We start from the raw sequence: 23225 nt of genomic DNA, 5'->3' as shown, positions 1-23225 counted from the left end.
GAAACTATCCGGAACGGCCCTTCCTTCATATCTGAAACACAGGCATATTCGAGACACTCGAAAAAAACATCCCGGAACGGCCCTTCTTCACAACGCTGGCCGCACCTAACAAGATACAAGAGAAGGGCTGTCCAAAAGGACGGCCCTTTTTCATACATCCATGTTAAACCCCGGCACCGGCAAAAACCGGTTGCCGAATAAGTTTACTAATCACCAAAATGAATCTTTAAGGTGCCGGAAGAATCCGGCTCCCGACATGTATGCCTTTAGACACGATCATGTGGATCGTATAACGAATGTAATGGGAAAGGAGACCCGGGGAAAGAAAAAAGGCCGGGACTTTCTCAGGCCCGGCCGATAATATCTCCGAAAAAGAGATGGAAAAATAAAATTGCTATTAAGCCGGCTTCAGCTCCGGCGCATCCTCGCATTCAGGCCGCAACGCTTTGCGCACCTGCCTCGCAGCCAGGTAGATCAACCCGGCCGTAGCCAACGCGGCCAGGCTGCCCAGCCCGATGTTCCGCACCTGCCGCTTCGTAGGCCAGCGGATCACGTTCTTTTCCGGGCTCGCCACCGCAATGTCCAGCAAAGGCGCCATACAAACGTCTTCAATGATCTTGTCCGCCACTGTAGCCGTCTCTACATACTGTGGATGGTACGCCACACCTATGCCCGCTTCACGCAACATCGCACTGTCGCTTTCCCCGTTGCCCACGTAAATAATGTTCTGCGGCTGAATGTGATATTTTTCGGCAATGTATTGCAAAATATTGCTCTTGTCGTACACCGCTTCGCTGCCGCTTCCCTTCAGGAAATATTCCGGGATGCTCACTTCGCCCGTAGCCACGCTGTGCACCAGGTGAAGCCGGTTGGCAAACGCAAAATCCGCCCCCAGCTTGTTTTTCATGTGATTCGCCACACACTCGAAACCATCCGTGATAAATCCGCAGATGTACCCGCGCCGCTTCAGCTCGCGTATCACATGCCGGATATCCGGCGTTACAGGGATCTCGTCCGCCACTTCCAGCAGCTCCGCCAGGTTGCGGCCCTGGAACAATGCCGCGGAACGGTTAATGATGGAAGTAGGATCGCTGTAATGCTGCAGCACCTGTACCAGCGGCGCTTCCTGCTCGAATGCGACCGCCGCCAGGTAAATGTAATTCTGCGTGAACACCGTTTCGTCCAGGTTGAAGATCACCATTTTCTCCAGCTTGTCGATGGATTCGAGAATGGAATATTCCATCTGCTCGCGGATGATGTTGATATTGCCCAGCGTTTCGAGGTTCTGCAAAGGAATGCTTTCCGCTTTTTTGAGGATCGTGCGTGATACTTCGCGGCTCATCTTGCTGAGCTGCTCCCATGTCTGCATCGCATTTTCCAGCCGCCCGATATTCACTTCCCGGATGCGCGCCTGCTTCAGGTGCATGTCTATCAGCAGCCCGATGTCTACCCCGTAATCATTTTCAAAATGCACCTGTTGCAAAAACGATTTGCGTGCGGCGATCATACCGCTGAGCGGCTGATTAAAACCGGCGAGCGCAGGGAAAAGTATGCTCAGCAAGGGTTTGGCGACCAGCTGCGTAACACGCCCGGCCTGCCGTTCAAAATATGATTTTACAAAATCCGCTTCCTCGTTCACGATCGGGTCCGTCAGCAATTCCACCAGCTGATCGGGATAAGTGAGAATATCGCCGTCCACATACACGATAATATCATGTTTGGCGGCCATCATGCCTTCACGCATGGAAATGCCCTTGCCGCGCTGGCTGCTCGTGATCACGCGCACTTTTTCTTTCAGCGCTTCTTCAACCGTATGATCCGTCGAATTGTCGTCTACTACTACAATCTCTATCGGCCTTGAGGTCTTTTTGATCGTCTTGATTACCTGGCGTATGGTAGCGCCTTCGTTGAGCACTGGTATAATTACGGAAATCATAGGTGTCAATTAGTTTGGTGAACAAATAAGGTACCGTATGGCACGCTCCAAGCTCCAAAAATGATACCACAAGTAGATAAGGCGGGAATGCTTCGAACCGCTAAAATTGGTTATTTTTGGGCAATTCCCGCAAGGGGAAGATTTGAGAGTACAGCTTAAATATAGAACAAAATGCAGGAAACAAAAAGGCAAAAACAGGTAGGACAGCTGGTGCAGCAGGAACTCAGCGACATTTTCATGCGCATGGGCTTCAATGTAACAGAAGGCGGCATGATCTCGATCTCGTCCGTTAAAATGACCCCCGACCTGCTGGAAGCAAGGGTGTATTTAAGTATGTTCCAGATCAAATCACCCGAGGAAATGCTGGCGCGCATGAATGAGAAGATGAGCGAGATCCGCCGCGAACTGGGCAACCGCGTGGGCAAACAGCTGCGCCGCGTTCCCGAGCTTACTTTCTTCCTCGACGATACGCTCGATCATGTGTTCCGGATGGAAGAGCTCTTTAAAAAGATCAATGAAGAGAAAGACAAAAAATGATCTGGCAATTCGCTCTGCGTTATTTCCGCGCCCGTAAATCCACCAGCGCCATCAATATCATTGCATGGGTGAGCGTTGGCGCCATCGCCGTCGGCACCGCCGCGCTGATCACCGTGCTCAGCGTGTTCAACGGGTTCACCGGTCTCGTCAAATCCCTTTATTCTTCTTTTTATCCCACGCTGAAAGTGGTGCCCGCCACCGGCAAAACCATCCTTTTCACGCCCGAACAGATCAAAGCCGTGAGCCAGGCCCGCGGCGTGGCGAACCTTTCCGCCAGCATCGAAGAGAAGGCCGTGCTGCGGTACGAAAAAAATCAGACCATCGCCGTGCTGAAAGGAATAGACAGCGCATTTTCGCATGTGGCCGGCGTGGAAAACAAAATTATCCGCGGCTCGTACGATATTTCGCACGAGCTGGGTTACCAGGCCGTGATCGGTCTTGGCATAGAAAGCGCGCTGGGCGTGGATGTAGAGCACAGCAGCGTACCGGTGAACGTATACATGCCCAAACGCGACGAAGCCGTGTTTAATCCCGCCATGCCCGAACAGGCCGTTAATTCCGGTGTGATCTATCCCGCCGGCACTTTCGCCATCCAGCAGGAGTTCGACAGCAAATATGTGCTTACCGACATCAACTTTCTCCGCAGCCTGCTCGACATGCAGCCGGGAGAAGTAACGTCGCTTGAAATAGCCGTGCTGCCGGGTTTTTCAGAAACAAAAACCAAACGTGCGATACAGGAATTGCTGGGCGATAAAGTAAAAGTGCAGACCCGCATGGAGCAGAACGCCACTATTTACAACGTGATGCAAACGGAGAAATGGGTCGTGTACGTATTCCTCAGTTTTATTCTCGTGATCGCCGCATTTAATATGATCGGCTCGCTGTCCATGCTCGTGATCGAAAAACAGAAAGACATCACTATTCTCAAAGCCATGGGCGGCCGCAACAAACTCATCCAGCGTATATTCCTCACCGAAGGCCTCATTATCGCGGGCGCGGGCAGCGCGATCGGGTTCACGCTCGCCATCACCATCTGCCTGCTGCAGCAGCATTTCGGGCTGATCAAGCTCGGCGGCGGCTCTTTCCTGATAGACGCTTTTCCCGTGGAAATGCATTACGAAGACTTCATCCTGGTGATCGTGACCATTCTCGTAATAGGCGTGCTGGCCAGCTGGTACCCCGCTCAAAAGGCGGCCAGGCAAGAGATTACACTAAAAGCAACCTGACACCGACGATATTTGCCGCATAAAAAAAGCGTGCCGCATGCGGCACGCTTTGTATGTTGGTGATGTTCATCCGGATCAATAATCGCCCAGCGTTTCCGGCAGCTGTGCGAGCGCTTTGGCAAGCTGTTCGTCGTTCGGCGCAATGCCGTGCCATTCGTGCGAACCTTCCATGAAATCCACACCTTTACCCATGGCCGTTTTCATCAGGATCACGATGGGCTGGCCTTTGCCGGTGAGGTCTTTGGCTTTGGCGAGGGTGGCGAGCACGTCGTCCATATCATTGCCGTTCATCTGGAGCACTTTCCAGCCGAAGGAGTAGAATTTGGCGTCGAGATCACCGAGGCTCATTACTTTTTCGGTGGGGCCGTCGATCTGCTGGCCGTTGTAATCAACGGTAGCGATGAGATTGTCCACTTTATGATGCGCCGCGAACATGATCGCTTCCCAGTTCTGGCCTTCCTGCAGTTCGCCGTCGCCATGGAGGGAATAAACGATCTTGTTGTCTTTATTGAGTTTTTTGCTCAGGGCCGCGCCGAGGGCAACGCTCATGCCCTGGCCGAGGGAACCGCTGGCAACCCTTACGCCGGGCAGGTGCTCGTGGGTGGTGGGGTGGCCCTGGAGGCGGGAATCGATTTTACGGAATGTAGCCAGTTCGGATAACGGAAAATAGCCGGACCGCGCCAGGGCGCTGTAGAACACGGGGGAAATGTGTCCGTTTGACAGGAAAAACACGTCCTGGTCCTTACCATCCATATCGAAAGGAACGGGCGTATGCTCCATTACCTTGAAATACAAAGCGGTAAAGAATTCCGTGCAGCCCAGGGAACCGCCGGGGTGCCCGCTTTGTACGGCATGTACCATCCGCACAATGTCCCGCCTGATTTGCGTGGCGATATCTTTCAGTTCTGGCATGATAGTTGGCGTTTTATGAGCCGCAAAAGTAAGAAGAAAATAACCAGATTTTCAGCGTATTGGACGATTTTTTCCTGGGATGCTATAAATCTTTGAGTTTTAAAATTATTTGATACGCATATCGCTGAATTTAATATCTTTGCACCACAACCCCCCGTATGGAGAATGTAATTATCGCGACTGTCCTGAGTTTCGTTATAACCTACTTTGCTATCCCCGTTCTGATCAGGGTGGCTGAGTTGAAACACCTCTATGACGAACCAGATGAGCGCAAATCGCATAAAATACGGATCCCCACTTTAGGTGGATTAGGATTCTTTGCCGGTTTCATACTGGCTACTGCAGTTTGTGTTCCCTCACAGCAGAGCTCCTCCCTGCAATATCTTCTCGCAGCGTTTTTCATTATTTTCATCGTCGGCATGAAAGACGATATCGTCGGCCTTTCCCCGGTTAAGAAGCTGGTAGGCCAGCTGGTGGCTGCTTTTACCATCATTTATCTCGGCAACCTGCAGATACGCAACATGTATGGCGCCTTCGGGATCGGCGAACTGCCTTATCACTTCAGCCTGCTCCTTACTTACTTCACTTTCATCGTGGCGGTAAACGCCTTTAACCTGATCGACGGCATCGACGGGCTCGCGGGCAGCGTGGGGCTTCTCGTATCCGCCGTGCTGGGCGCTTATTTCCTGTATGTGAACGAACCTTTGTACGCCGTGATGGGCTTTGCGCTCGCCGCCGGCCTCGCGGGGTTCCTGATCTATAACATTACCCCGGCCAGGATCTTCATGGGCGATACCGGCTCGCTGCTGGTAGGCCTCGTGAACGCCACCCTGATCGTAAAATTCATAGAAGTGGCCGGCAACCCCGCTGGCAAACTTCCCCTTCAGTCCGTGCCCGCCATCGCATTCGCCATCCTTATCATTCCCCTGTTCGACACGCTCAGGGTGTTTGCCATCAGGATGAGCCGCGGGCGTTCCCCGTTTACGGCAGACCGGCATCACATCCACCACTATATGCTGGCGCTCGGCCTCAGCCACAGCCAGGCGACCCTTATCGCCGTACTGTCCAACATCGCGTTTATCGTGATGGCCTACAGCCTCCAGGGCATCGGTACCACCGCACTGCTCATGCTTATCGGCGGAGCGGCGTTTGGCGCCACGACTGTGCTGTTTTTGCTGAAAAAACGGAAGGAAGCGCCCAAACCTGTTATGGTGGCTGCATCAGAGCCGGCAGACAGCATCCCCAGCATCACCAAGCCGAAGATCCTGCGCGTAAACACCGAATCGGTGCTGCAGGACAAATAAACCGCTTCACCCCGGCCTTTCCATCTATGCTCATCCTTTGATGATTAAAAGATTTCATGTAGGTTTGCAAGCACTTTAAGTATTTATTCTTATGCAAGACGAACTTAATTTAATCCTGGATGACGCAAAAGATTCCATGCAAAAGGCTATTTCACACCTGGAAACGGAACTGACCAAAATACGCGCCGGTAAAGCCAATCCCCAGATACTGGACGGCATTACGGTGGACTATTACGGTTCGCCCACCGCTCTTAACCAGGTGGCCAACGTGAGCGTGGCGGACGCCCGCACCCTCACCATACAGCCCTGGGAAAAAAATATGCTTCAGCCGATCGAAAGAGCGATCATTGCATCGAACATCGGGCTGAACCCCCAGAACGATGGTATCCTGATCCGCCTGTTCCTGCCCCCGCTTACCGAAGAACGTCGTAAAGAACTGGTGAAAAGAGTGAACGGCGAAGGCGAGCACGCAAAAGTAGCCGTTCGCAACATCCGCCGCGACGCTATCGAAGGCATCAAAAAATTGCAGAAAGACGGCCTGAGCGAAGATACCGCCAAAGATGCGGAAGCCGACGTACAGGCGCTTACAGACAAAAACATCGCAGCGGTAGACAAACATTGCGCAGCAAAAGACAAAGAGATCATGGCTATTTAAGCCGCTCGGAAAATACCAGGAAAGGACGGGCCCACGCCCGTCTTTTTTATTTGCGGTTCACCAGGTACACCCCGCCCATGATCACCGCCAGGCAGATCACCTGCAGGGAGCTCACATCTTCCCCCGCCAGCAGCCCCCAGCCAATAGCCACCACCGGCAGACCATACGTGACCATCGACGCGAAAATGGCGCCGGCGGAGCGGATCAGCTGGTAAAAAAGAATGGAGGCCACGCCCGTGCCCATCAGTCCCAGCGTAACGCTGGCCGCCAGGCTTCTATACGCGCCGCCGCCATTGCCCAACAGGATGAAAAAATCGCTGAAAAGCAATACCGGCAAGGCAAACAGCGCCATGAAAAATAAGGATACCGACACCAGCTGCAGGGAAGCGAACTCTTTCAGGTAATGATGCACCAGCGCGATGTTCAGCCCGTAACAGGCCGTGGCCAGGATCACAAAAAATCCGTAATACCAGTAAGCGTTCGCATCAATGCCTTTTACCAGGAACAGGCAAATAACGCCCGCAAAACCTATAGCCAGCCCCGTTAGCTGCCGTTTGGCCACCGGCGCGTGAAAGAGGGTTATCGTGAAGATCAGCGCAAACACGGGGGTGAAGGAATTGAGCATGCCGGCCAGCGAACTGTCTATCCGCGTTTCGGCGATACAGAACAAAAAAGCCGGAATCCCGTTACCTAATAGACCGGAAAGGATGATCACGGGGATCTTTTTAGCGGGCGTTTGCCGGATGAACCGGAAAAACACCGGCAGCAATGCCAGCCCGGCGGATATCAGGCGGATGCTGGCTACCTGGTAAGGACTGAACGTTTCAAGCCCCAGCTTCATCAGGATAAAGGAGCTGCCCCAGGTAAGCGACAGCAGCAGGAAGATCCCCCAGTTGAGTATACGTTGGTCCATAGCGGCCGTAAAGATACCGATTCCCTACATCCGGTAATTTTTTTAAATTTAAAAAAAGCTACCGCTTATGCCTCAGATCAAACTCTCCGCTATCCCGACCACCGCGCCCAAAAAGACCGACAAGGAAAAGACCAAAGAAGCCCTCAAAAAGGTCCTCGAAGAGCTGGACGACCTGCAAAATCTGCTCTATGCTGAACATAAACACAGTTTATTGGTTGTATTACAGGGGATGGACGCCAGCGGGAAAGACGGCGTGATCAGGGACGTTTTTGGCACGATGAACCCGATGGGCGTTGCCGTGCAGCCGTTCAAAGCGCCCACCGAGCTGGAAATGGATCACGATTTCCTCTGGAGGATACACCAGCACGTGCCGGCCAAAGGCATGATACAGGTGTTTAACCGGTCGCACTACGAAGACGTGCTGGTACAGCGCGTACACAAATGGATCGGCGACGATACCGCGAAGAAACGGTTCGCCGCTATCAACGCGTTTGAACAACTATTGGAAGAGCATAACAACACGCACATCCTGAAATTTTACCTGCATGTTTCTCCCGCCGAGCAACAGGCCCGTCTGGAAGAACGCACGCAGGACCCGCGCAAAATGTGGAAGTACAACGAGAAGGATTTCGCGGAAGCGAAACTGTTCAAAACTTACCAGAAAATGTACGAGGATGTTTTCAGGCATTGCGGTAAAGTACCCTGGCATATTGTGCCGAGCGACCAGAACTGGTACAAGGAATTTTATATCGCACAAACGGTAAGGGACACACTGAAATCGCTGAAGATGAAGTTTCCCAAACTGCCGAAATCAAAAAATAATGCGGTTTAAAAAACATAAATTATTAATCTTGCAGAAGTTATACCACCATTCCTTAACTCTAAAAACCTAAGCGTATGTCTTTTTTCGGTGAATTTAAAGCCTTTGCCATGAAGGGAAATGTGATCGACCTGGCGGTGGGTATCGTGATCGGTGCCGCTTTCGGGAAGATCGTAAACTCCCTGGTGGAAGCCATTATTATGCCTATCGTCGGTATTCTGATCGGTAAGGTCGATTTTAAAGGGCTGATGATAAAAGTCGGCGACGCAGAAATAAAGTATGGAATGTTTATCCAATCCATCGTAGAGTTCGTTATCATCGCATTTGCCATATTCCTGGTGGTGAAAGCTATCAACAGGATGAACAAAAAAGAAGAACCCGCTCCTGCCGAGCCCGTGCTCTCCACTCAGGAAAAACTGCTCATCGAGATCCGCGACGAACTGAAAAAGAAATAATACACCTCTTTTTTTCATACTGACGGTTGACTGCCTCAAACGGTCAACCGTTCACTATTATAACTGTATAACCGAACGTATTATGAAGAAATTCAACTGGCTTTTGATGCTTTGCATACTGGCATGCTTCACCGTGAAAGCGCAAGACGACAGCATGAAAAAACTCCGCGAAGAAGCTGCCGGTAAGATCAAGAACGCAGAAAAAGACACCACCGGCAGATTATGGAAAACAGGCGGCACATTCGGCCTCACCTTCAACCAGGGATCGCTTACCAACTGGGCCGCGGGCGGCGACAAACTTTCCCTTTCCATGCTGGCCACCGTTAACGCCCATGCCAATTTTAACAAAGGAAAACATAACTGGGACAATAACGTGGACCTTGCTTACGGGTACGTGAACACCACCAGCCTCGGCACCCGAAAAAGCGACGACCGCATAGACATCACCTCCAAATACGGTTACGAGATCGCGAAGAACTGGTACGCCAGCGCGCTGTTCAACCTGCGGACGCAGTTCACCGAAGGGTATCTTTACCCGACAGACAGCACGCGCGAATTCGTATCCAAATTCTTCTCCCCGGCGTACATCATCCTTTCTCCCGGCGTAGACTTCAAACCTAACGACGAATTTTCGCTGTTTATGTCTCCCTTCACCGGCCGCTGGGTAGTGGTGATGGACGATACCCTTTCCGCGAAAGGCGCTTATGGAGTGGACACGGGCAAACACGTAAAATCCGAGTTTGGCGCCTACGTGTCTGCCACCTGGAACAAGGAAATATTGAAGAACGTGGTGTATAAGACCAAACTGGAGCTATTTTCCAATTACAAGCACAATCCCGGGAATATCGACATATTCTGGACCAATATCATCGCCCTGAAAGTAAATAAGTGGCTTTCCGCCAATATCAGCATGGATATGATCTACGACGACGATGTGAGAGTGTTCGAAAATAAGGAAACGGGCGCTCTCGGGCCGCGATTGCAGGTGAAACAGACCATAGGCGTGGGCCTGACGGCAACGTTCTGATTCCCCGGAATTTCACTATTTTTGATAAACCTGTCGGGCCGCCCGGCAGGTTTTATCGTTTAAAAAAATATATGAGCAACGAACCGGAAATATATAAAATAAAGTTACCCCAGTTCGAAGGGCCTTTCGACCTGCTGCTGTTCTTCATCGAGCGCGACGAACTGGACATTTACAATATCCCGATCTTCAGCCTCACCAAAGATTTCCTGGATTATATCCATCACATGGAACATCTCAACATCGAGCTGGCGAGCGAGTTCATCCTCTTCATTTCCACCCTGATGCGCATCAAGGCGAAAATGCTGCTGCCCCGCAAGGAGCTCGACGAAGCGGGCAACGAGATAGATCCGCGGCAGGAACTGGTAGACAAGATCCTGGAATACAAACGCTTCAAACAGGCCGCCACCGAACTGGCCGAACAGGAAGCCGACCGTATGCTGCAGATCAAAAGGGGAAATATCGCTAAGGAATTGGCCGAAATAGGCGAGGTTACCAGCGAAGGCACCGAAATGCAGACGCTCACGCTCTTCAAGCTCACCCAAACCTTCGAAAAGGTGATGCAGCGCGTGAAAGCCCGCTCCAACAAACCCCAGCACGTTGTATACAAATACGATTACACCATGGAAGGCTCCAGGGAATATATGATGGACCTGGCGCGCGCCGAAAAGACCATGGCGTTCGAAAAGATATTCGACCATTGTAAAGACCGCGTGCATGCCATTTTCCTGTTCCTGGGCATGCTGGAGCTGGTGCAGGCCAAATACCTGAGCATTATGGTGGGAGACGGGAGGAACAATTTTATCATCGAGTACGTGGACCCTTCCGAACGGCCGGAAGACGCCCCCGTGGTTTTTGAAGCGTAAACTTATGGCGGACAAAAAAGAACAGATCGGGGTAGTTTCACTATCCGAATACGGCCATGTGGCCGACGAGCAGCACGAGTTCAGCGTAGCCTCGCTCTGCAGCCTGGGCTGCGCCTTTTTTGAACAACAGCATGCGCCGCACCGGCACAATTTCTACACCATCTACTGGATCAAAAAAGGAGAGCTCACCCACACCATCGACACCGTTACCCATGTGGTAAAACGCAATACCCTGTTTTTCCTCTCGCCCGGCCAGGTGCACCAGCTGAAACTCTCCGAAAAGGTAGACGGTTATATGATCGCTTTCCACGATTCGCTGATGTGCCCCAGCGACAAGTCAGACATGGCCAGCGTGCGTAAAGGCCTTTTCGTGAACGATGCTTTCAGTTCCGTGATCCACCTTTCCGACCCGGACGATGAAAAAGAACTGGAATGGATGGTGCAGCGCATGATGCGGGAGATCGAGACGAAAGCGCCGAACTATGGCGTGGCGTTCCAGAACCTGCTGCAATACTTCCTGATCGTGGCTTCCCGGCATCATACTACGCCGGTAACCGTGATCCCCGAATACCAGGCAAAGCACAACAGCGCCCTTTTTATGAACTTCAAAACGCTGATCGAGGAAAAATACAAGGAACTGAAGAACGTGTCCGAATACGCCGCATTATTGCATGTAAAGCCCGTTCTGCTCAACGAGATCAGCAAATCGTTGTCCGGCATCACCGCGGGGGAACATATCCGCAACCGCGTGATCCTCGAAGCGCAGCGGTACCTTTACAATACAGATCTCACCGCCAAGGAGATCGCCTACAAGCTGGGCTTCGAAGACCCGCATTATTTCTCCCGCTTCTTCAAGAAATACACCAACCAGTCGCCCTCCGAGTTCAAAGAACTGGCGAAAGTTTAGAAATAGTTGATTTACAATATTTTAAGTGCAAATTCCGGTGGGTTTCCCCGGAATTTGTATTTTTTTACCCCTGATCAACCCCGGCTCGCCCGCGCCTCTCCTTCAGCGACAACTTAGATTTCCTTTGATTATCAGCCGGAAGCCCGGGTAGGGATAATATCCTCCATAAAGAGAGATTCTTTAAAAAAAGTCCACGCTTTACCTCTTTCTATCCATTCCTATTAGATGTTATAACATGTAATTTTGTGTTGTCTTTAGGAGATCACACACATGAAACAAACAAAACAAGTTGCAAAAGTATACGACGGCGCCCAGCCTCACATGGTGGGCGACGGATTCAGGGTGCAGAACCTCTTCCCGAACGGCAACCGCATCGGCAACAGGCAGCTCAGCCCCTTTTTCCTGCTCGACTATGCCGCGCCGCATTATTTTCCGCCTTCAGACCAGCCCCGCGGGGTAGACGAGCACCCGCACCGGGGCTTCGAAACAGTGACCATCGCCTACCAGGGTGCGCTTGAGCACAGGGATTCCGGCGGCAACGCAGGCAAGATAGGCCCGGGCGACGTACAATGGATGACCGCCGCATCCGGCGTGGTGCATGAAGAAAAACACGAGCGGGAATTTACCCGCAACGGTGGCACCCTCGAAATGGTGCAGCTGTGGGTGAACCTTCCGAAAGCCCATAAAATGGACCCGCCGCGTTACCAGGCGCTTGAAAAGAAAGATATTCCCGTGGCGGACCTTGGCGAAGGAAGTTACCTCCGCGTGATCGCGGGAGAATTTAACGGGCTGAAAGGCGCCGCGAAAACATTCACCCCGCTGAACGTGTTTGACTTGCAGCTGAAAGCCGGCAAAAGCCTGGAGCTGCCGCTGCCGGACGGTTATAACACCGGCATTGTAGTGCTGAAAGGCGAAGCGCAATTCAACGGTACGCATACCGCCAAAGGCGTAGAGCTGGTCGTGTTTGAAACAAAAGGAGAAACGATCTCCGTTACCGCGCAGGCCGATGTTTCGCTGCTGGTGCTCAGCGGCGAGCCGATCCTCGAACCGGTATTTTCTTACGGCCCCTTTGTGATGAACACGAAAGAAGATATCATACAGGCCGTAGACGATTACAACAACGGCAAAATGGGACACCTGAATTAGATCCTGATAAAAAACAATTTCACAAAAAACTTAAAAATCCAAACAACATGGCAACCTGGAAAATCGATCCTACACACAGCGAAATCGAATTTAAAGTAAAACACCTGATGATCACCAACGTGACAGGTCATTTTGCAGAATACGACGCCACGCTGGAAGCTGGCGCTGAGGATTTCTCCGACGCGAAAATCTCTTTCGAAGCCAACGTGAACAGCGTGAGCACCAAAAACGCACAGCGCGACGAGCACCTGAAAAGCGAAGATTTCTTCGACGCGGCCAATCATCCCAAACTGACCTTCACCTCTACGGAAGTGAAGAAAAAAGACGCGGAGAACTTTGTGCTGAAAGGCGACCTCACCATCCGCGGCGTTACCAAACCCGTAGAGCTGAACGTAGACTACAACGGCATCACCGTAGACCCCTGGGGCCAGACCAAAGCTGGTTTCGAGCTTACCGGCAAGATCAACCGTAAAGATTTCGGTCTTTCCTGGAGCGCCACCACCGAGGCGGGCGGCCTGGTTGTGAGCGACGAAGTGCGCCTCATTCTCGGCGTGCAGATGATAAAACAGGCATAACAAAAAGATAATAAAGAAAATCACTGACTGAGCCCGGCTGAAACAACAGGCGAGGCTGCTTATGAGAGAAGGACCGGCAGACTGGCATCCGCGGGATATTGTGACGAAGCGAACGGTACGGTGCGGGAAGACGAAACAGAACGCAGCATAAAGAAGAAAATGAAAGGGCCCGAAGAATTTGTGGAATTAGTGTAGAAACGGTTGTCAGGGTTTTAGGTAAACCGGGTGAAGCAATTCGCCCGGTTTTTTTGCTTTCAATTCATTAATTTTAAGACCTCTTATCGTTCAATAATTCACCCAAATAAAATTCTGAATCATGAAAAGATCCGCAACCGCCAATTGGAAAGGCACTGGCAAAGAGGGCAAAGGCACGGTTTCCACACAAACAGGCGTACTGAAAGATACCCAGTATTCTTTTTCCAGCCGTTTTGAAGACGGCGCCGGCACCAACCCCGAAGAGCTGATCGCAGCGGCGCATGCAGGCTGTTTCAGCATGAAGCTGAGCTTCATCATCTCCGGCGCGGGCCTCACCCCCACCAGCATCGACACCAAAAGCATCGTTACTTTCGAAGGCGGCGCCATCCCCAACATCCACCTCGAAGTAACCGCCAGCGTGCCCGGCCTGGACGCGGCCAAATTCGCGGAATACGCGGAAGATGCGAAGCTGAACTGCCCCATCTCCAAACTGCTCAACACGAACATTACCATGGAGGCGAAACTGGTGTAAACCGTTTTTGCAAACAACATATCAATGGCCGGAACATGCATTGCGCAGGTCCGGCCATTTTTTTTACATTCGCCGCAAAACCTTTGTGCGGAAGCGTTTGAGCGGAACGGCCTTGCAAAGAATTGTCCACCTTTTTAGCCGTACTGTCCATTGCATGGCGCATGTTTTATACGGAAATTTGTATTGTTAAAAATAACAGGAGGACAATATGAAAACAGTTATCCATCGCGGCAATACCCGCGGATTTGCAGATCACGGCTGGTTGCAGTCTCACCACACTTTCAGCTTTGCCGGATATTACAACCCGGAACGCATTCACTTCGGCGCGCTGCGTGTGCTGAACGACGATGCGGTGAAAGGGGGAATGGGCTTCGGCGCGCACCCGCACGACAACATGGAGATCGTCAGCATTCCGCTGGAAGGCGCGCTGGAACATAAGGACAATACCGGCCGTCACAAGATCATCAATCAGCACGACGTGCAGATCATGAGCGCGGGCACCGGCATCGAACACTCGGAATTTAACGCCTCCCGCACGGAGCCGGTGAAGTTCCTGCAGATATGGCTCTTCCCCAAAAAACGAGACATTCCGCCGCGTTACGAACAACAAACGTTCGAGCCGGCCGGCCGGCATAACCAGCTGCAGCTGGTGGTTTCGCCGGAAGAGAACAGCGGCGCGCTCTGGATCAATCAGGACGCGTGGTTCAGCCTGGGCAGGTTCGACAAGGACCGGTCCTTCGATTATACGCCCAAACTCAACGGCAACGGCGTATACCTGTTCGTGCTTTCGGGCAGCCTGAAAGCGGGCGGCGAAACGCTAGGCACACGGGACGCCATTGCGGTTTCCGAGCTGGAAAAATTAAATGTTACAACATTGGAGGATACGGAATTCCTGATCATGGACCTGCCGATGGCCGTGTAGAAGGGCTTTTACCCGGTGGATAAATTCCCCGGGTTTCTTTTTCCCGTAATTAAAAAGTGTCGTAAATTAGAAGTGAAGGGAATGGCATATTGACTTATAAGAATGGATGAATGATGGTTTTACGTTCGTCAACATTTAACTTAAATCAATATATCATGGAAGTACCAACACAGTCATCCGACCTGCAGGCACAGCTGAGCGCCTGGAAAGGCGAAGTAGACAATGTACGCGGCAGCCTGCGTACCATGCGCAGCAGGTTGGAAGAATTGGCCGGCGCCCGCCAGGCCAACCATGAAAGAATGGTAGAGATCGAACATTTCCAGAACCAGTTCATCCGCCAGTTGGAAGTGGCCGATGAAATGTACCACGATCTCAAACAATCCGCAAAATTTATGGGTTACGGCCGCCCGGTAATTGTCCACCACGACAGGCCGGTGGACGATTACGACCGGATAAACGACCGGATGCAGGTATTTCACAAATTACACGAGGAGCTGAAAGGCGATTTTTCCCGGTTTGAATCATTTCGATAGACCGGGTTTGTTTTTTATTCTCTCATTTGCTGCAGTTTGTCCCGTATCCTGAAAAGGGTAGCGTCCAGGTCTGCAGTGCTTTGCTGCAACAGCCCCAGCAATTGCGCGTTCAGGCCCGGCTCGTTGTTGTGCGGGTCCAGCATAGCCATAATGCCCAGGATGTTGCTCACGGGTCTCCGTATTTCATGTGAATTGATCCGCGCGATTTCCTGCAGTACTTCATTCTGCTCCTGCAAGCGGTCGGTAAACCGTTTGCGCTCTTCTTCGTGGCGCATCGCTTCGTCCACGTCCTGTATCGCGCCGATCACGCGCACGGCCTCACCATGTTCGTTGTAAAGAATGCGCGCCCGGTCGAGCACGTATTTGTAACTCCCGTCCGCACAACGGAAGCGGTACGCCGTATGCCAGTGCAGCGTTTTGCCGCGAAGCCTTTCCTCAAACGATGCCATCACCCCGCCGAGATCTTCCGGGTGCACATTTTTTTTCCACCAATCCACATGGTCCTCGATCTCTTCTTCCTTAAAACCGAACATCGTCATCGGCCCGTGATTGCGTGTAACACGGCCCGAATGCAGGTCCCAGTAATAGATACAATCCTGCGTAACCTGCGCCAGCAGCTCATATCGCGTGCCCGCATCTTTTGCGTGAATAGTGCTGCGTACTTCCGCATCGATATCTATCGCCATCACGATGCGCGCTTCTTTGCCGTTGTAATGCGTGGTATGGGAATACAATTCCACGTAAAATAATTCGCCATTTTTTTTCCGGTGCTGCCAGATGCCCCGGTAATCGACATTTTTGTTCGTGCGGCCCACATCCGCCAGCACGGCGGGAACAGACGAAGGGTCGCGGATGGCGAGGATATCCATCGATTCAAATTCTTCCCGCGTGTAACCGTATATTTCCGTGGCGGCATTGTTCACTGCGAGGAATTTTAAAGTGCCCCACTGGTAGATCCACATCGGTACGGGGTGCTCGTAAAAGAGGTCGCGGTATTGGAAAAAATATGCGTTGTTGCGGCGGAAGTCGTAACGGATCAGCAGGTAGATGAGCGATGCGGAAAAAAAGAGGAAGAACGCGTGCATGAAATACAAGAGCAACCCGGGGCGGACCCGTGGGAAAATGTCTGTAAGCTTTACCAGCAAATAATCATAGCCGGCCAGCCATACAAGCCCGCAGATCAGGAACAGTCCAGCTGTTTTCAGCGCGGTATGGCTCATTTTTGGGATTTGAATAATTGAATGTAGCGAAATTTGCAGAACTTGCCAATTCCTTTCCGGTAGCGGGTTTCATTCAAATTTGTTTGATGGGGGAGAAAAGTGGCCTACCATTCCAGCGTTACTTCGCCGCTTTGCGCGTAACCGGTGCAGGTGAGCACCAGCCCTTGCGAAAGTTCTTTCTCCGTAAGTACTTCGTTTACAGACATCCACACTTTCCCGCCGGTGCACCGCGCGATGCAGGAGCCGCAAACGCCGCCTTTGCAGCTGTAAGGCAATTGCACGTGCTGGCGGAGCGCCGCCTGCAGTATGGTTTCATTGCCGGGCACTTCCAGCGTCTGCTCGCCGCCTTCGTGTTTCAGCCGTACCCGCTTCAGCGAAGCATCCTGCGGCACCTGCACCCGCGCAATCTTCGCTTCGGTATTCACCACGAAGTTTTCCTTGTGCAGCTGGTCTTCCCGGAAACCCATGAAAGTAAGCGTGAACTGTGCCATGCGCATGTATTCGGCAGGGCCGCAGATGTAGAACTCGGCCTGTTCGCGCGGGTAATGCAAATGTTGCGGCGTGATTATTTCCAGCAGGCTGTTGCTCATGCGGCGGTAAACGCCGGAGGCGTCCGCCGGGTCGCTGTACAGCCATACAATGGTAAAACGTTCCGTGAAAACGGTTTGCAGCGCGATCAGCCGCTCGCGGAAGATGGTGTTTTTTTCGTCGCGGTTACTGTAAATCAGCGTGATATGGGAAGCTTTTTCCAGGTACAGCGCCTGCTGCAGGAGGGCGAACAAAGGCGTGATGCCGCTGCCCGCGCCAAGCATCACGATGTCGCGCCGCGCATTTGCCAGGGGCTCCAGCGTAAAACGGCCGGACGGCAGGAGGGAGGTGACTTCGTCTCCCACCATCCAGGTGCGGAGGATGTAGCGGGAAATTTCGCCGTTGGCGATGCGTTTTACGGTTACGGCTAAAAAACCGTCTATGCCCGGCGTGGAGCTGAGTGAATAGGAGCGGCGGTATTCCGCGCCGTGCAGTTGTAAAATGAAGGTGAGGAATTGCCCGGCCTGGTATTTCACCGCCTTGCCGTCCGCACTTTCGAGATGATAAGTGAAGGCGTCCGGCGTTTCCTGGATGATGCGGGTAATGCGTAATTGTATGTAGAGGTCGCGCATGGTTGGGTAGCCCCCGGGACCGGAGCCCCGGGGTATACGGCCTTTATAAGCTGGAGTGAACGGTTATTTTGCTGGCGAGCATTTCGCGCACGGCCGATGCGATGGCGATGGCGTCGTAACCTGCTTCGCGTTGCAGTTCCACGGGTTTTCCATGCTCGATCAAACGGTCGGGGATGCCCAGGCGTTTGATCTCCGCCTTGTAATCGTTGTCTGCCATAAATTCCAGTACCGCGCTGCCGAAGCCGCCCTGGAGGGCGCCGTCTTCAACGGTGATCACACGGTCGTAACGCTGGAAGATGTCGTGCAGCATGTCGGTATCGAGCGGTTTCACGAAACGCATATCGTAATGCGCGGGCTGCAGCCCGTCGGTCATCAGTTCTTTCATGGCCTCGGTCACGAAGTTGCCCGGGTGGCCGATGGAAAGAATGGCAACGTCTCTGCCATCCTGGATCTTGCGGCCGGTGCCTACCTTGATCTCGGCGAACGGCCTCCGCCAGTCGGGCATCACGCCTTCGCCGCGCGGGTAGCGGATCACGAAGGGTGATTTGTTGGAGGGCAGCTGCGCGGTGTACATCAGGTTGCGCAGCTCTTCTTCATTCATCGGCGCGCTCACGATCATGTTCGGGATGCAGCGCATGTAGGGAATGTCGTACACGCCGTGGTGAGTGGCGCCGTCTTCCCCCACCAGGCCGGCCCGGTCCAGGCAGAATATCACGGGCAGGTTCTGGATGGCCACATCGTGCACCACCTGGTCGTAAGCCCGTTGCATGAACGAAGAATAGATGTTGCAGAAAACGGTCATGCCCTGCGTGGCGAGCCCGGCGGAAAGCGTTACGGCGTGCTGTTCGCAAATGCCTACGTCTATCGCGCGGTCCGGCATCTGTTCCATCATCCATTTGAGGGAAGAGCCGGAAGGCATGGCAGGCGTAATGCCCATGATGGTTTTATTCTGTTCGGCCAGCTCGATGATGGTATGGCCGAAAACGTCCTGGTATTTAGGCGGTTGCGGTTTTTCGATCACTTTTTTGAAGATCTCGCCGGTGATCTTGTCGAACAGGCCGGGCGCATGCCATTTGGTCTGGTCCTTTTCCGCGAGGGCATATCCTTTTCCTTTGGTAGTATTGATATGCAGCAGTTTAGGCCCGGGAATGTTGCGGAGGTCCTGCAGGGTGTCTACCAGTTTGGTGATATTATGGCCGTCTATTGCGCCGAAATAACGCAGGTTGAGGCTTTCGAACAGGTTGCTGGATTTGGACACCATGCCTTTTACGCTGGCTTCGAGCTTTGAAGCCATGTCCCGCGTGAATTTTTTGCCGACGGGCAGTTTTCCCAGCAGGTTCCATACGTCGTCGCGGAACTTGTTGTAAGTGTGGGAGGTGGTGATGTCGGTAAGATATTCTTTCAGCGCGCCCACATTCGGGTCGATGGACATGCAGTTATCGTTCAGGATGATAAGGATGTTCGCGTTCGCCACGCCCGCGTGGTTCAGCGCCTCGAAGGCCATCCCGGCGGTCATGGCGCCGTCGCCGATCACGGCGATGTGCTGCCGGTCGTGCTCGCCTTTGTTTTTGGAAGCGATGGCCATGCCCAGCGCCGCGCCGATGGAGGTGCTGGAGTGGCCTACGCCGAAAGTATCATATTCACTTTCGCCGCGGTTCGGGAAACCGCTGATGCCTTTGTATTTACGGTTGGTATGGAACACGTTTTTCCGGCCCGTGAGGATCTTATGGCCGTAAGCCTGGTGGCCTACGTCCCATACCAGCTGGTCGTAAGGCGTATTAAATGCATAATGCAGGGCTACGGTAAGTTCCACCACTCCCAGGCTGGCGCCGAAGTGGCCGCCATGCACGCTCACTACGTCGATAATGAACTGGCGCAGCTCGTCGCACACCTGGTGCAGCTGTTCCTTGCTCAATTTTCGCAGATCAGACGGGTATTCGATCTGGCTCAGTAATTGACCGGCCGTAATTTCCATATCACCATTAGGGTTTAATGCCCAAAAATACATGTTTTTGCGCTTATTCCGAGGCTCCCATTTAAACGTCCGTATTACCATTGATAAAAATTGCGTTCCCCGCCTGTGGGGCAGTCGGTATTTTTGGACGGATGCGGAGTTTCAGAAGACTTTCGCTAACTTTTCAGGGATGTTTAAGCGCATTTCAAAATATTGGTGGTGCCAGATACTCGGGTGGGGAGCTAATGCCTTTCTTTTCTTGTTCTTCGGCTTTTTCTTTAACAGCATAGACGCCGCGCAGGTACAGTATATCATCTCTTATTCATTGTTGGGGATACTCATCTCGCATGGTTTCCGGACGGTTATCGTCAAATACAAGTGGATCGAGAAGCCGTTTGAGAATGTGGCCATCTACTTCTTTTTCGGCATCCTGGTGTGCTCGATCATCGATTCGTTCCTGCTGGCCTGCATTTCGCATTTTGTACTGCCGGCCCCGCCTGAAACGGATTTCCAGGAAAGCTGGATGAGGGCGTTTTTTTCCCAGAGCCTTTTTATGGCCATGTGGGCGGTGATCTATTTCCTTTGGCATTACGTGGAAGAAACCCGCAATTCCCAGGTGGGCCAGCTGAAACTCGAAGCCACGGTGCGCACGCTGGAACTGAAAACCATCAAAAGCCAGCTCAATCCGCACTTCATTTTCAATGCGTTGAACAGCATCCGCGCGCTGGTAGACGAAAATCCCCGCCGCGCCCGCACCGCCATCACCGAACTGAGCAACATCCTGCGCAATTCCATGCAGGCAGACAAAGCGGAGACCGTGAGCCTGGAAAATGAACTGAGTATCGTAAAAGATTATCTTGCGCTGGAGAATATACGTTTTGAGGAAAGGCTGAAGGTGCAGTACGACATAGACCCGGAAACGCTGGAACTGCCCGTGCCGCCGCTGATGCTGCAAACCCTCGTCGAAAACGCCATCAAACACGGTATTTCGCGCGAAGTGAACGGGGGATTGATCCTGATCGGCTCGCATGTGCACGATATGCGCCATGAGATCACCATCCGGAACACTGGGCAGATCGTGGAAGACCTGAACGGCAACGGCTTCGGCCTCGCCAGCACCCGGCAACGCCTCGGTATCCTGTTCGGCAAAAGGGCCTCTTTCGAGATCTATAACCTGGACACGGTGATGGTAGAGGCCAAAGTACAGATGCCAATTATCTAACCACTTGAATTTCAGTATATTTACGCGTCTTTTGGACGATAAAACACATCATCAACCGAAAAAAAGACTGACTGTAACATGAAAAAAGCATTGATCATAGACGATGAACGATTGGCCAGGAGCGAACTTAAAAAGCTGCTGGCAGACCACCCGGAGATCGTGGTGGTCGGGGAAGCGGTGAATGCAAAAGACGGCATGGAGAAGATCGAGACATTGCGGCCCGACCTCCTGTTCCTCGACATCCAGATGCCGGACAAAACCGGGTTCGACCTGCTGGCCGAGCTGGAAAGAACGCCGCAGGTCATTTTTACCACCGCGTACGACGAATACGCCCTCAAGGCGTTCGAATACAACGCGCTGGATTACCTGCTGAAGCCGATCGAGCCGAAACGCCTTGCCGACGCGATTCACAAACTGCACCAGGTAGACGAAAAAGAACGCCTGGCGGCCGCTTCCGGCATCCGCAACATTCTCGGGGAAAACGACCAGGTGTTTGTTAAAGACGGCGACCGCTGCTGGTTCGTAAAACTGCAGGAGATCCGCCTGTTCGAAAGCGTGGGTAACTATGCACGGGTGTATTTCGAAACCAACAAGCCGCTTATTCTCAAATCGCTGAACGCGCTGGAAGAAAGGCTCGACGAACGGGTGTTTTTCCGCGCCAACCGCAAACATATCGTGAACCTGCGCATGATCGAAAGGATCGACACGTATTTCAACGGCGGGCTGCTGCTGGAAATGCGCGGCGGCGAAAAGATCGAAGTGAGCCGCAGGCAGGCGGTGAAATTCAAAGAGATGATGAGCCTCTGATCAAAGAGGTTTGAACATACGCGAATGGGGAGCGGCGATGGTCGTTCCCCATTTTTATTTTGCTGAAATTTTTTACGATGGCTGAAAAAGAAAGAGCTGTCCTGAAAAGAACAGCCCGTTAAATTATGCTTATGAAAAAAGGCCATAATGGCCATAAAGACACACGATGCCTTTATTGCCACCTGGCGGTGCATTTATATTACTAGCCCGATTATAAGATACTGGAATATGGAAAGGTTTTGCGAAAACAACGGGATGAAAATGCTGCTAAAATACACGGGTTCCCACGTCTATACTCACGTCTGCTCATCCGCACCTGGGGTGCCGGTAAAATACTGGTTGGTTTAAATCATGCACAAGATATGGAACCTCTTCAATATTTTTTCAATTTCTTGTCGCTCGACAATAAAAATTTTTGAAAGGTAAAAAGGCAGGGATAAAATAAGGGAAAGGGAGCGGGTTAACGTGTTTTCACAGGCGCGCTGTGAACGGCTTCCGCGATCTCGCTGATCAGCGAAGTATCTTTTTCGATGGCGTTGCCGACCACAATGATGTCTGCGCCGGCTTTACAGTTCAGGTAGGCTTTTTCCGCATCGCGGATGCCGCCGCCTACGATCACCGGCACTTCCACCTGGCTTGCCACGCGGTGGATCATGGATTCGGTGATGGGTTTGCGCGCGCCGCTGCCGGCGTCCATATAGATCACTTTGAGGCCGAGCATGTCTCCCGCCATGGCCGTGCACATGGCAATATCGTCTTTATCCGCGGGGATGGGCGTTGCGTTGCTGATGTAAGAAACGGTAGTGGGCGCGCCGCCATCGATCACCATATAACCGGTGGAGATCACTTCCAGCCCGCTCTTTTTTACAGCGGCCGCGGAAACGACGTGCTGGCCGATCAGCATGTCTGCATTACGGCCGGAGATCATCGAAAGGTACAACAGGGCATCGGCGTACTTAGATACCTGCGAAGGGCTTCCAGGAAACAATATCACCGGAATGGAACAGGTTGCCTTGATCTGCTGCACCACCTCGTCGAGATGATTGGTGATCACAAGGCTTCCTCCGAGGAAAATATAATCAACCTTTGCTTCCGTGCATTTTGCAGTAAGGTCGGCGATCCCGGCAGGTGTAACCTTGTCAGGATCTATCAGAACCGCGAATGACTTTGTACCTTTTGCCTTTCTCTCGATAAAGGAACTGTATATTTTTCTGTACATTAATTTTACATTGTTCCGGTTGAAGCAAATGTATAAATTTTTTTCTAATAAGGCACAAGGTGAAATAAATATGCATGGTATTGATTTTGCAATTGATACAAGGTAAAAATCGCCTGCCCGGCACCCAAACAACCGTAATTTGTTAATGCGCCCTTATGCACAGGCTGTGGATAAGACAAATTGGT

The 23225-nt window shown here is 52.2% G+C and carries 23 protein-coding genes; 16 read left to right on the top strand and 7 right to left on the bottom strand.

Features of this window, described 5'->3' with window-relative positions:
- Positions 1-397: 397 nt before the first annotated feature.
- On the bottom strand, positions 398-1936 hold the full coding sequence (locus J7I43_RS10250; protein WP_209145579.1) for a glycosyltransferase: 1539 nt from the start codon (positions 1934-1936) through the stop codon (positions 398-400).
- 171 nt (positions 1937-2107) lie between these two features.
- Between J7I43_RS10250 and rbfA the strand changes: the two genes are divergently transcribed.
- Positions 2108-2473 (top strand): 30S ribosome-binding factor RbfA, encoded by a 366-nt coding sequence (gene rbfA / locus J7I43_RS10245; RefSeq protein ID WP_209145578.1) that lies wholly within the window; start codon positions 2108-2110, stop codon positions 2471-2473.
- Positions 2470-3699, top strand: a complete 1230-nt coding sequence (locus tag J7I43_RS10240) for an FtsX-like permease family protein (protein WP_209145577.1) — start codon at positions 2470-2472, stop codon at positions 3697-3699. The genes rbfA and J7I43_RS10240 overlap by 4 nt, the downstream gene beginning before the upstream one ends.
- A 75-nt stretch (positions 3700-3774) precedes the next feature.
- On the opposite strand, the gene J7I43_RS10235 is transcribed toward J7I43_RS10240, so the two are convergent.
- Positions 3775-4611: a transketolase gene (locus tag J7I43_RS10235; RefSeq protein WP_209145576.1), complete on the bottom strand. Its 837-nt coding sequence runs from the start codon at positions 4609-4611 to the stop codon at positions 3775-3777.
- A gap of 158 nt (positions 4612-4769) precedes the next feature.
- On the opposite strand from J7I43_RS10235, the gene J7I43_RS10230 reads away from it, so the two are divergent.
- Both J7I43_RS10230 and frr read left to right on the top strand, forming a co-directional pair.
- On the top strand, positions 4770-5915 hold the full coding sequence (locus tag J7I43_RS10230) for a glycosyltransferase family 4 protein (protein ID WP_262898682.1): 1146 nt from the start codon (positions 4770-4772) through the stop codon (positions 5913-5915).
- A gap of 91 nt (positions 5916-6006) precedes the next feature.
- Positions 6007-6570 carry a ribosome recycling factor gene (frr, locus tag J7I43_RS10225; RefSeq protein ID WP_209145574.1) on the top strand — a complete coding sequence of 188 codons (564 nt, stop codon included), beginning with the start codon at positions 6007-6009 and terminating at the stop codon, positions 6568-6570.
- Between the two features lie 46 nt (positions 6571-6616).
- Here frr and J7I43_RS10220 read toward each other — a convergent pair whose 3' ends face one another.
- Positions 6617-7483 carry a DMT family transporter gene (locus J7I43_RS10220; protein ID WP_209145573.1) on the bottom strand — a complete coding sequence of 289 codons (867 nt, stop codon included), beginning with the start codon at positions 7481-7483 and terminating at the stop codon, positions 6617-6619.
- A gap of 67 nt (positions 7484-7550) precedes the next feature.
- Between J7I43_RS10220 and J7I43_RS10215 the strand changes: the two genes are divergently transcribed.
- The 10 genes from J7I43_RS10215 to J7I43_RS10170 all read left to right on the top strand — a co-directional run bounded on the left by J7I43_RS10215 (position 7551) and on the right by J7I43_RS10170 (position 15458).
- The gene (locus J7I43_RS10215; RefSeq protein ID WP_209145572.1) at positions 7551-8315 is read left to right on the top strand and encodes a PPK2 family polyphosphate kinase; all 765 of its coding nucleotides are present in this window, start codon (positions 7551-7553) and stop codon (positions 8313-8315) included.
- A 65-nt stretch (positions 8316-8380) separates the two neighbouring features.
- Positions 8381-8758 carry a large-conductance mechanosensitive channel protein MscL gene (gene mscL, locus J7I43_RS10210; protein WP_209145571.1) on the top strand — a complete coding sequence of 126 codons (378 nt, stop codon included), beginning with the start codon at positions 8381-8383 and terminating at the stop codon, positions 8756-8758.
- An 82-nt stretch (positions 8759-8840) separates the two neighbouring features.
- Complete coding sequence (locus J7I43_RS10205; protein WP_209145570.1) at positions 8841-9785, top strand: DUF3078 domain-containing protein; 945 nt, start codon at positions 8841-8843, stop codon at positions 9783-9785.
- A gap of 71 nt (positions 9786-9856) precedes the next feature.
- On the top strand, positions 9857-10648 hold the full coding sequence (locus J7I43_RS10200; RefSeq protein WP_209145569.1) for a segregation and condensation protein A: 792 nt from the start codon (positions 9857-9859) through the stop codon (positions 10646-10648).
- Between the two features lie 4 nt (positions 10649-10652).
- Positions 10653-11555: a helix-turn-helix domain-containing protein gene (locus tag J7I43_RS10195; RefSeq protein WP_209145568.1), complete on the top strand. Its 903-nt coding sequence runs from the start codon at positions 10653-10655 to the stop codon at positions 11553-11555.
- 270 nt (positions 11556-11825) lie between these two features.
- Positions 11826-12701 carry a pirin family protein gene (locus J7I43_RS10190; RefSeq protein ID WP_209145567.1) on the top strand — a complete coding sequence of 292 codons (876 nt, stop codon included), beginning with the start codon at positions 11826-11828 and terminating at the stop codon, positions 12699-12701.
- A 47-nt stretch (positions 12702-12748) separates the two neighbouring features.
- Positions 12749-13276 (top strand): YceI family protein, encoded by a 528-nt coding sequence (locus J7I43_RS10185; RefSeq protein ID WP_209145566.1) that lies wholly within the window; start codon positions 12749-12751, stop codon positions 13274-13276.
- A gap of 316 nt (positions 13277-13592) precedes the next feature.
- Entirely contained in the window at positions 13593-14003 is a 411-nt protein-coding gene (locus tag J7I43_RS10180; RefSeq protein ID WP_209145565.1) for an OsmC family protein, read from the top strand.
- A 208-nt stretch (positions 14004-14211) separates the two neighbouring features.
- Positions 14212-14925, top strand: coding sequence for a pirin family protein (locus tag J7I43_RS10175; RefSeq protein ID WP_209145564.1), 714 nt, complete (start codon positions 14212-14214; stop codon positions 14923-14925).
- 155 nt (positions 14926-15080) lie between these two features.
- Positions 15081-15458: a hypothetical protein gene (locus J7I43_RS10170; protein WP_209145563.1), complete on the top strand. Its 378-nt coding sequence runs from the start codon at positions 15081-15083 to the stop codon at positions 15456-15458.
- 14 nt (positions 15459-15472) lie between these two features.
- On the opposite strand, the gene J7I43_RS10165 is transcribed toward J7I43_RS10170, so the two are convergent.
- The 3 genes from J7I43_RS10165 to dxs all read right to left on the bottom strand — a co-directional run bounded on the left by J7I43_RS10165 (position 15473) and on the right by dxs (position 19813).
- Positions 15473-16678, bottom strand: coding sequence for a PAS domain-containing sensor histidine kinase (locus tag J7I43_RS10165; protein ID WP_209145562.1), 1206 nt, complete (start codon positions 16676-16678; stop codon positions 15473-15475).
- A gap of 104 nt (positions 16679-16782) precedes the next feature.
- Positions 16783-17838 (bottom strand): ferredoxin--NADP reductase, encoded by a 1056-nt coding sequence (locus tag J7I43_RS10160; RefSeq protein ID WP_209145561.1) that lies wholly within the window; start codon positions 17836-17838, stop codon positions 16783-16785.
- Positions 17839-17881: 43 nt separating this feature from the next.
- Positions 17882-19813, bottom strand: a complete 1932-nt coding sequence (gene dxs / locus J7I43_RS10155) for a 1-deoxy-D-xylulose-5-phosphate synthase (protein WP_209145560.1) — start codon at positions 19811-19813, stop codon at positions 17882-17884.
- Positions 19814-19982: 169 nt separating this feature from the next.
- On the opposite strand from dxs, the gene J7I43_RS10150 reads away from it, so the two are divergent.
- Both J7I43_RS10150 and J7I43_RS10145 read left to right on the top strand, forming a co-directional pair.
- Positions 19983-21014 carry a sensor histidine kinase gene (locus J7I43_RS10150; protein WP_209145559.1) on the top strand — a complete coding sequence of 344 codons (1032 nt, stop codon included), beginning with the start codon at positions 19983-19985 and terminating at the stop codon, positions 21012-21014.
- A 78-nt stretch (positions 21015-21092) separates the two neighbouring features.
- The gene (locus tag J7I43_RS10145) at positions 21093-21821 is read left to right on the top strand and encodes a LytR/AlgR family response regulator transcription factor (RefSeq protein WP_209145558.1); all 729 of its coding nucleotides are present in this window, start codon (positions 21093-21095) and stop codon (positions 21819-21821) included.
- A gap of 460 nt (positions 21822-22281) precedes the next feature.
- Here the strand turns inward: J7I43_RS10145 and J7I43_RS10140 are convergent, their stop codons facing one another.
- Positions 22282-23040: a geranylgeranylglyceryl/heptaprenylglyceryl phosphate synthase gene (locus J7I43_RS10140; protein WP_209145557.1), complete on the bottom strand. Its 759-nt coding sequence runs from the start codon at positions 23038-23040 to the stop codon at positions 22282-22284.
- Between the last annotated feature and the right edge of the window lie 185 nt (positions 23041-23225).

It is taken from the genome of Chitinophaga chungangae (assembly GCF_017742215.1).
GTDB lineage: Bacteria > Bacteroidota > Bacteroidia > Chitinophagales > Chitinophagaceae > Chitinophaga > Chitinophaga chungangae.
This window is presented reverse-complemented; position numbering and strand designations above follow the sequence as displayed.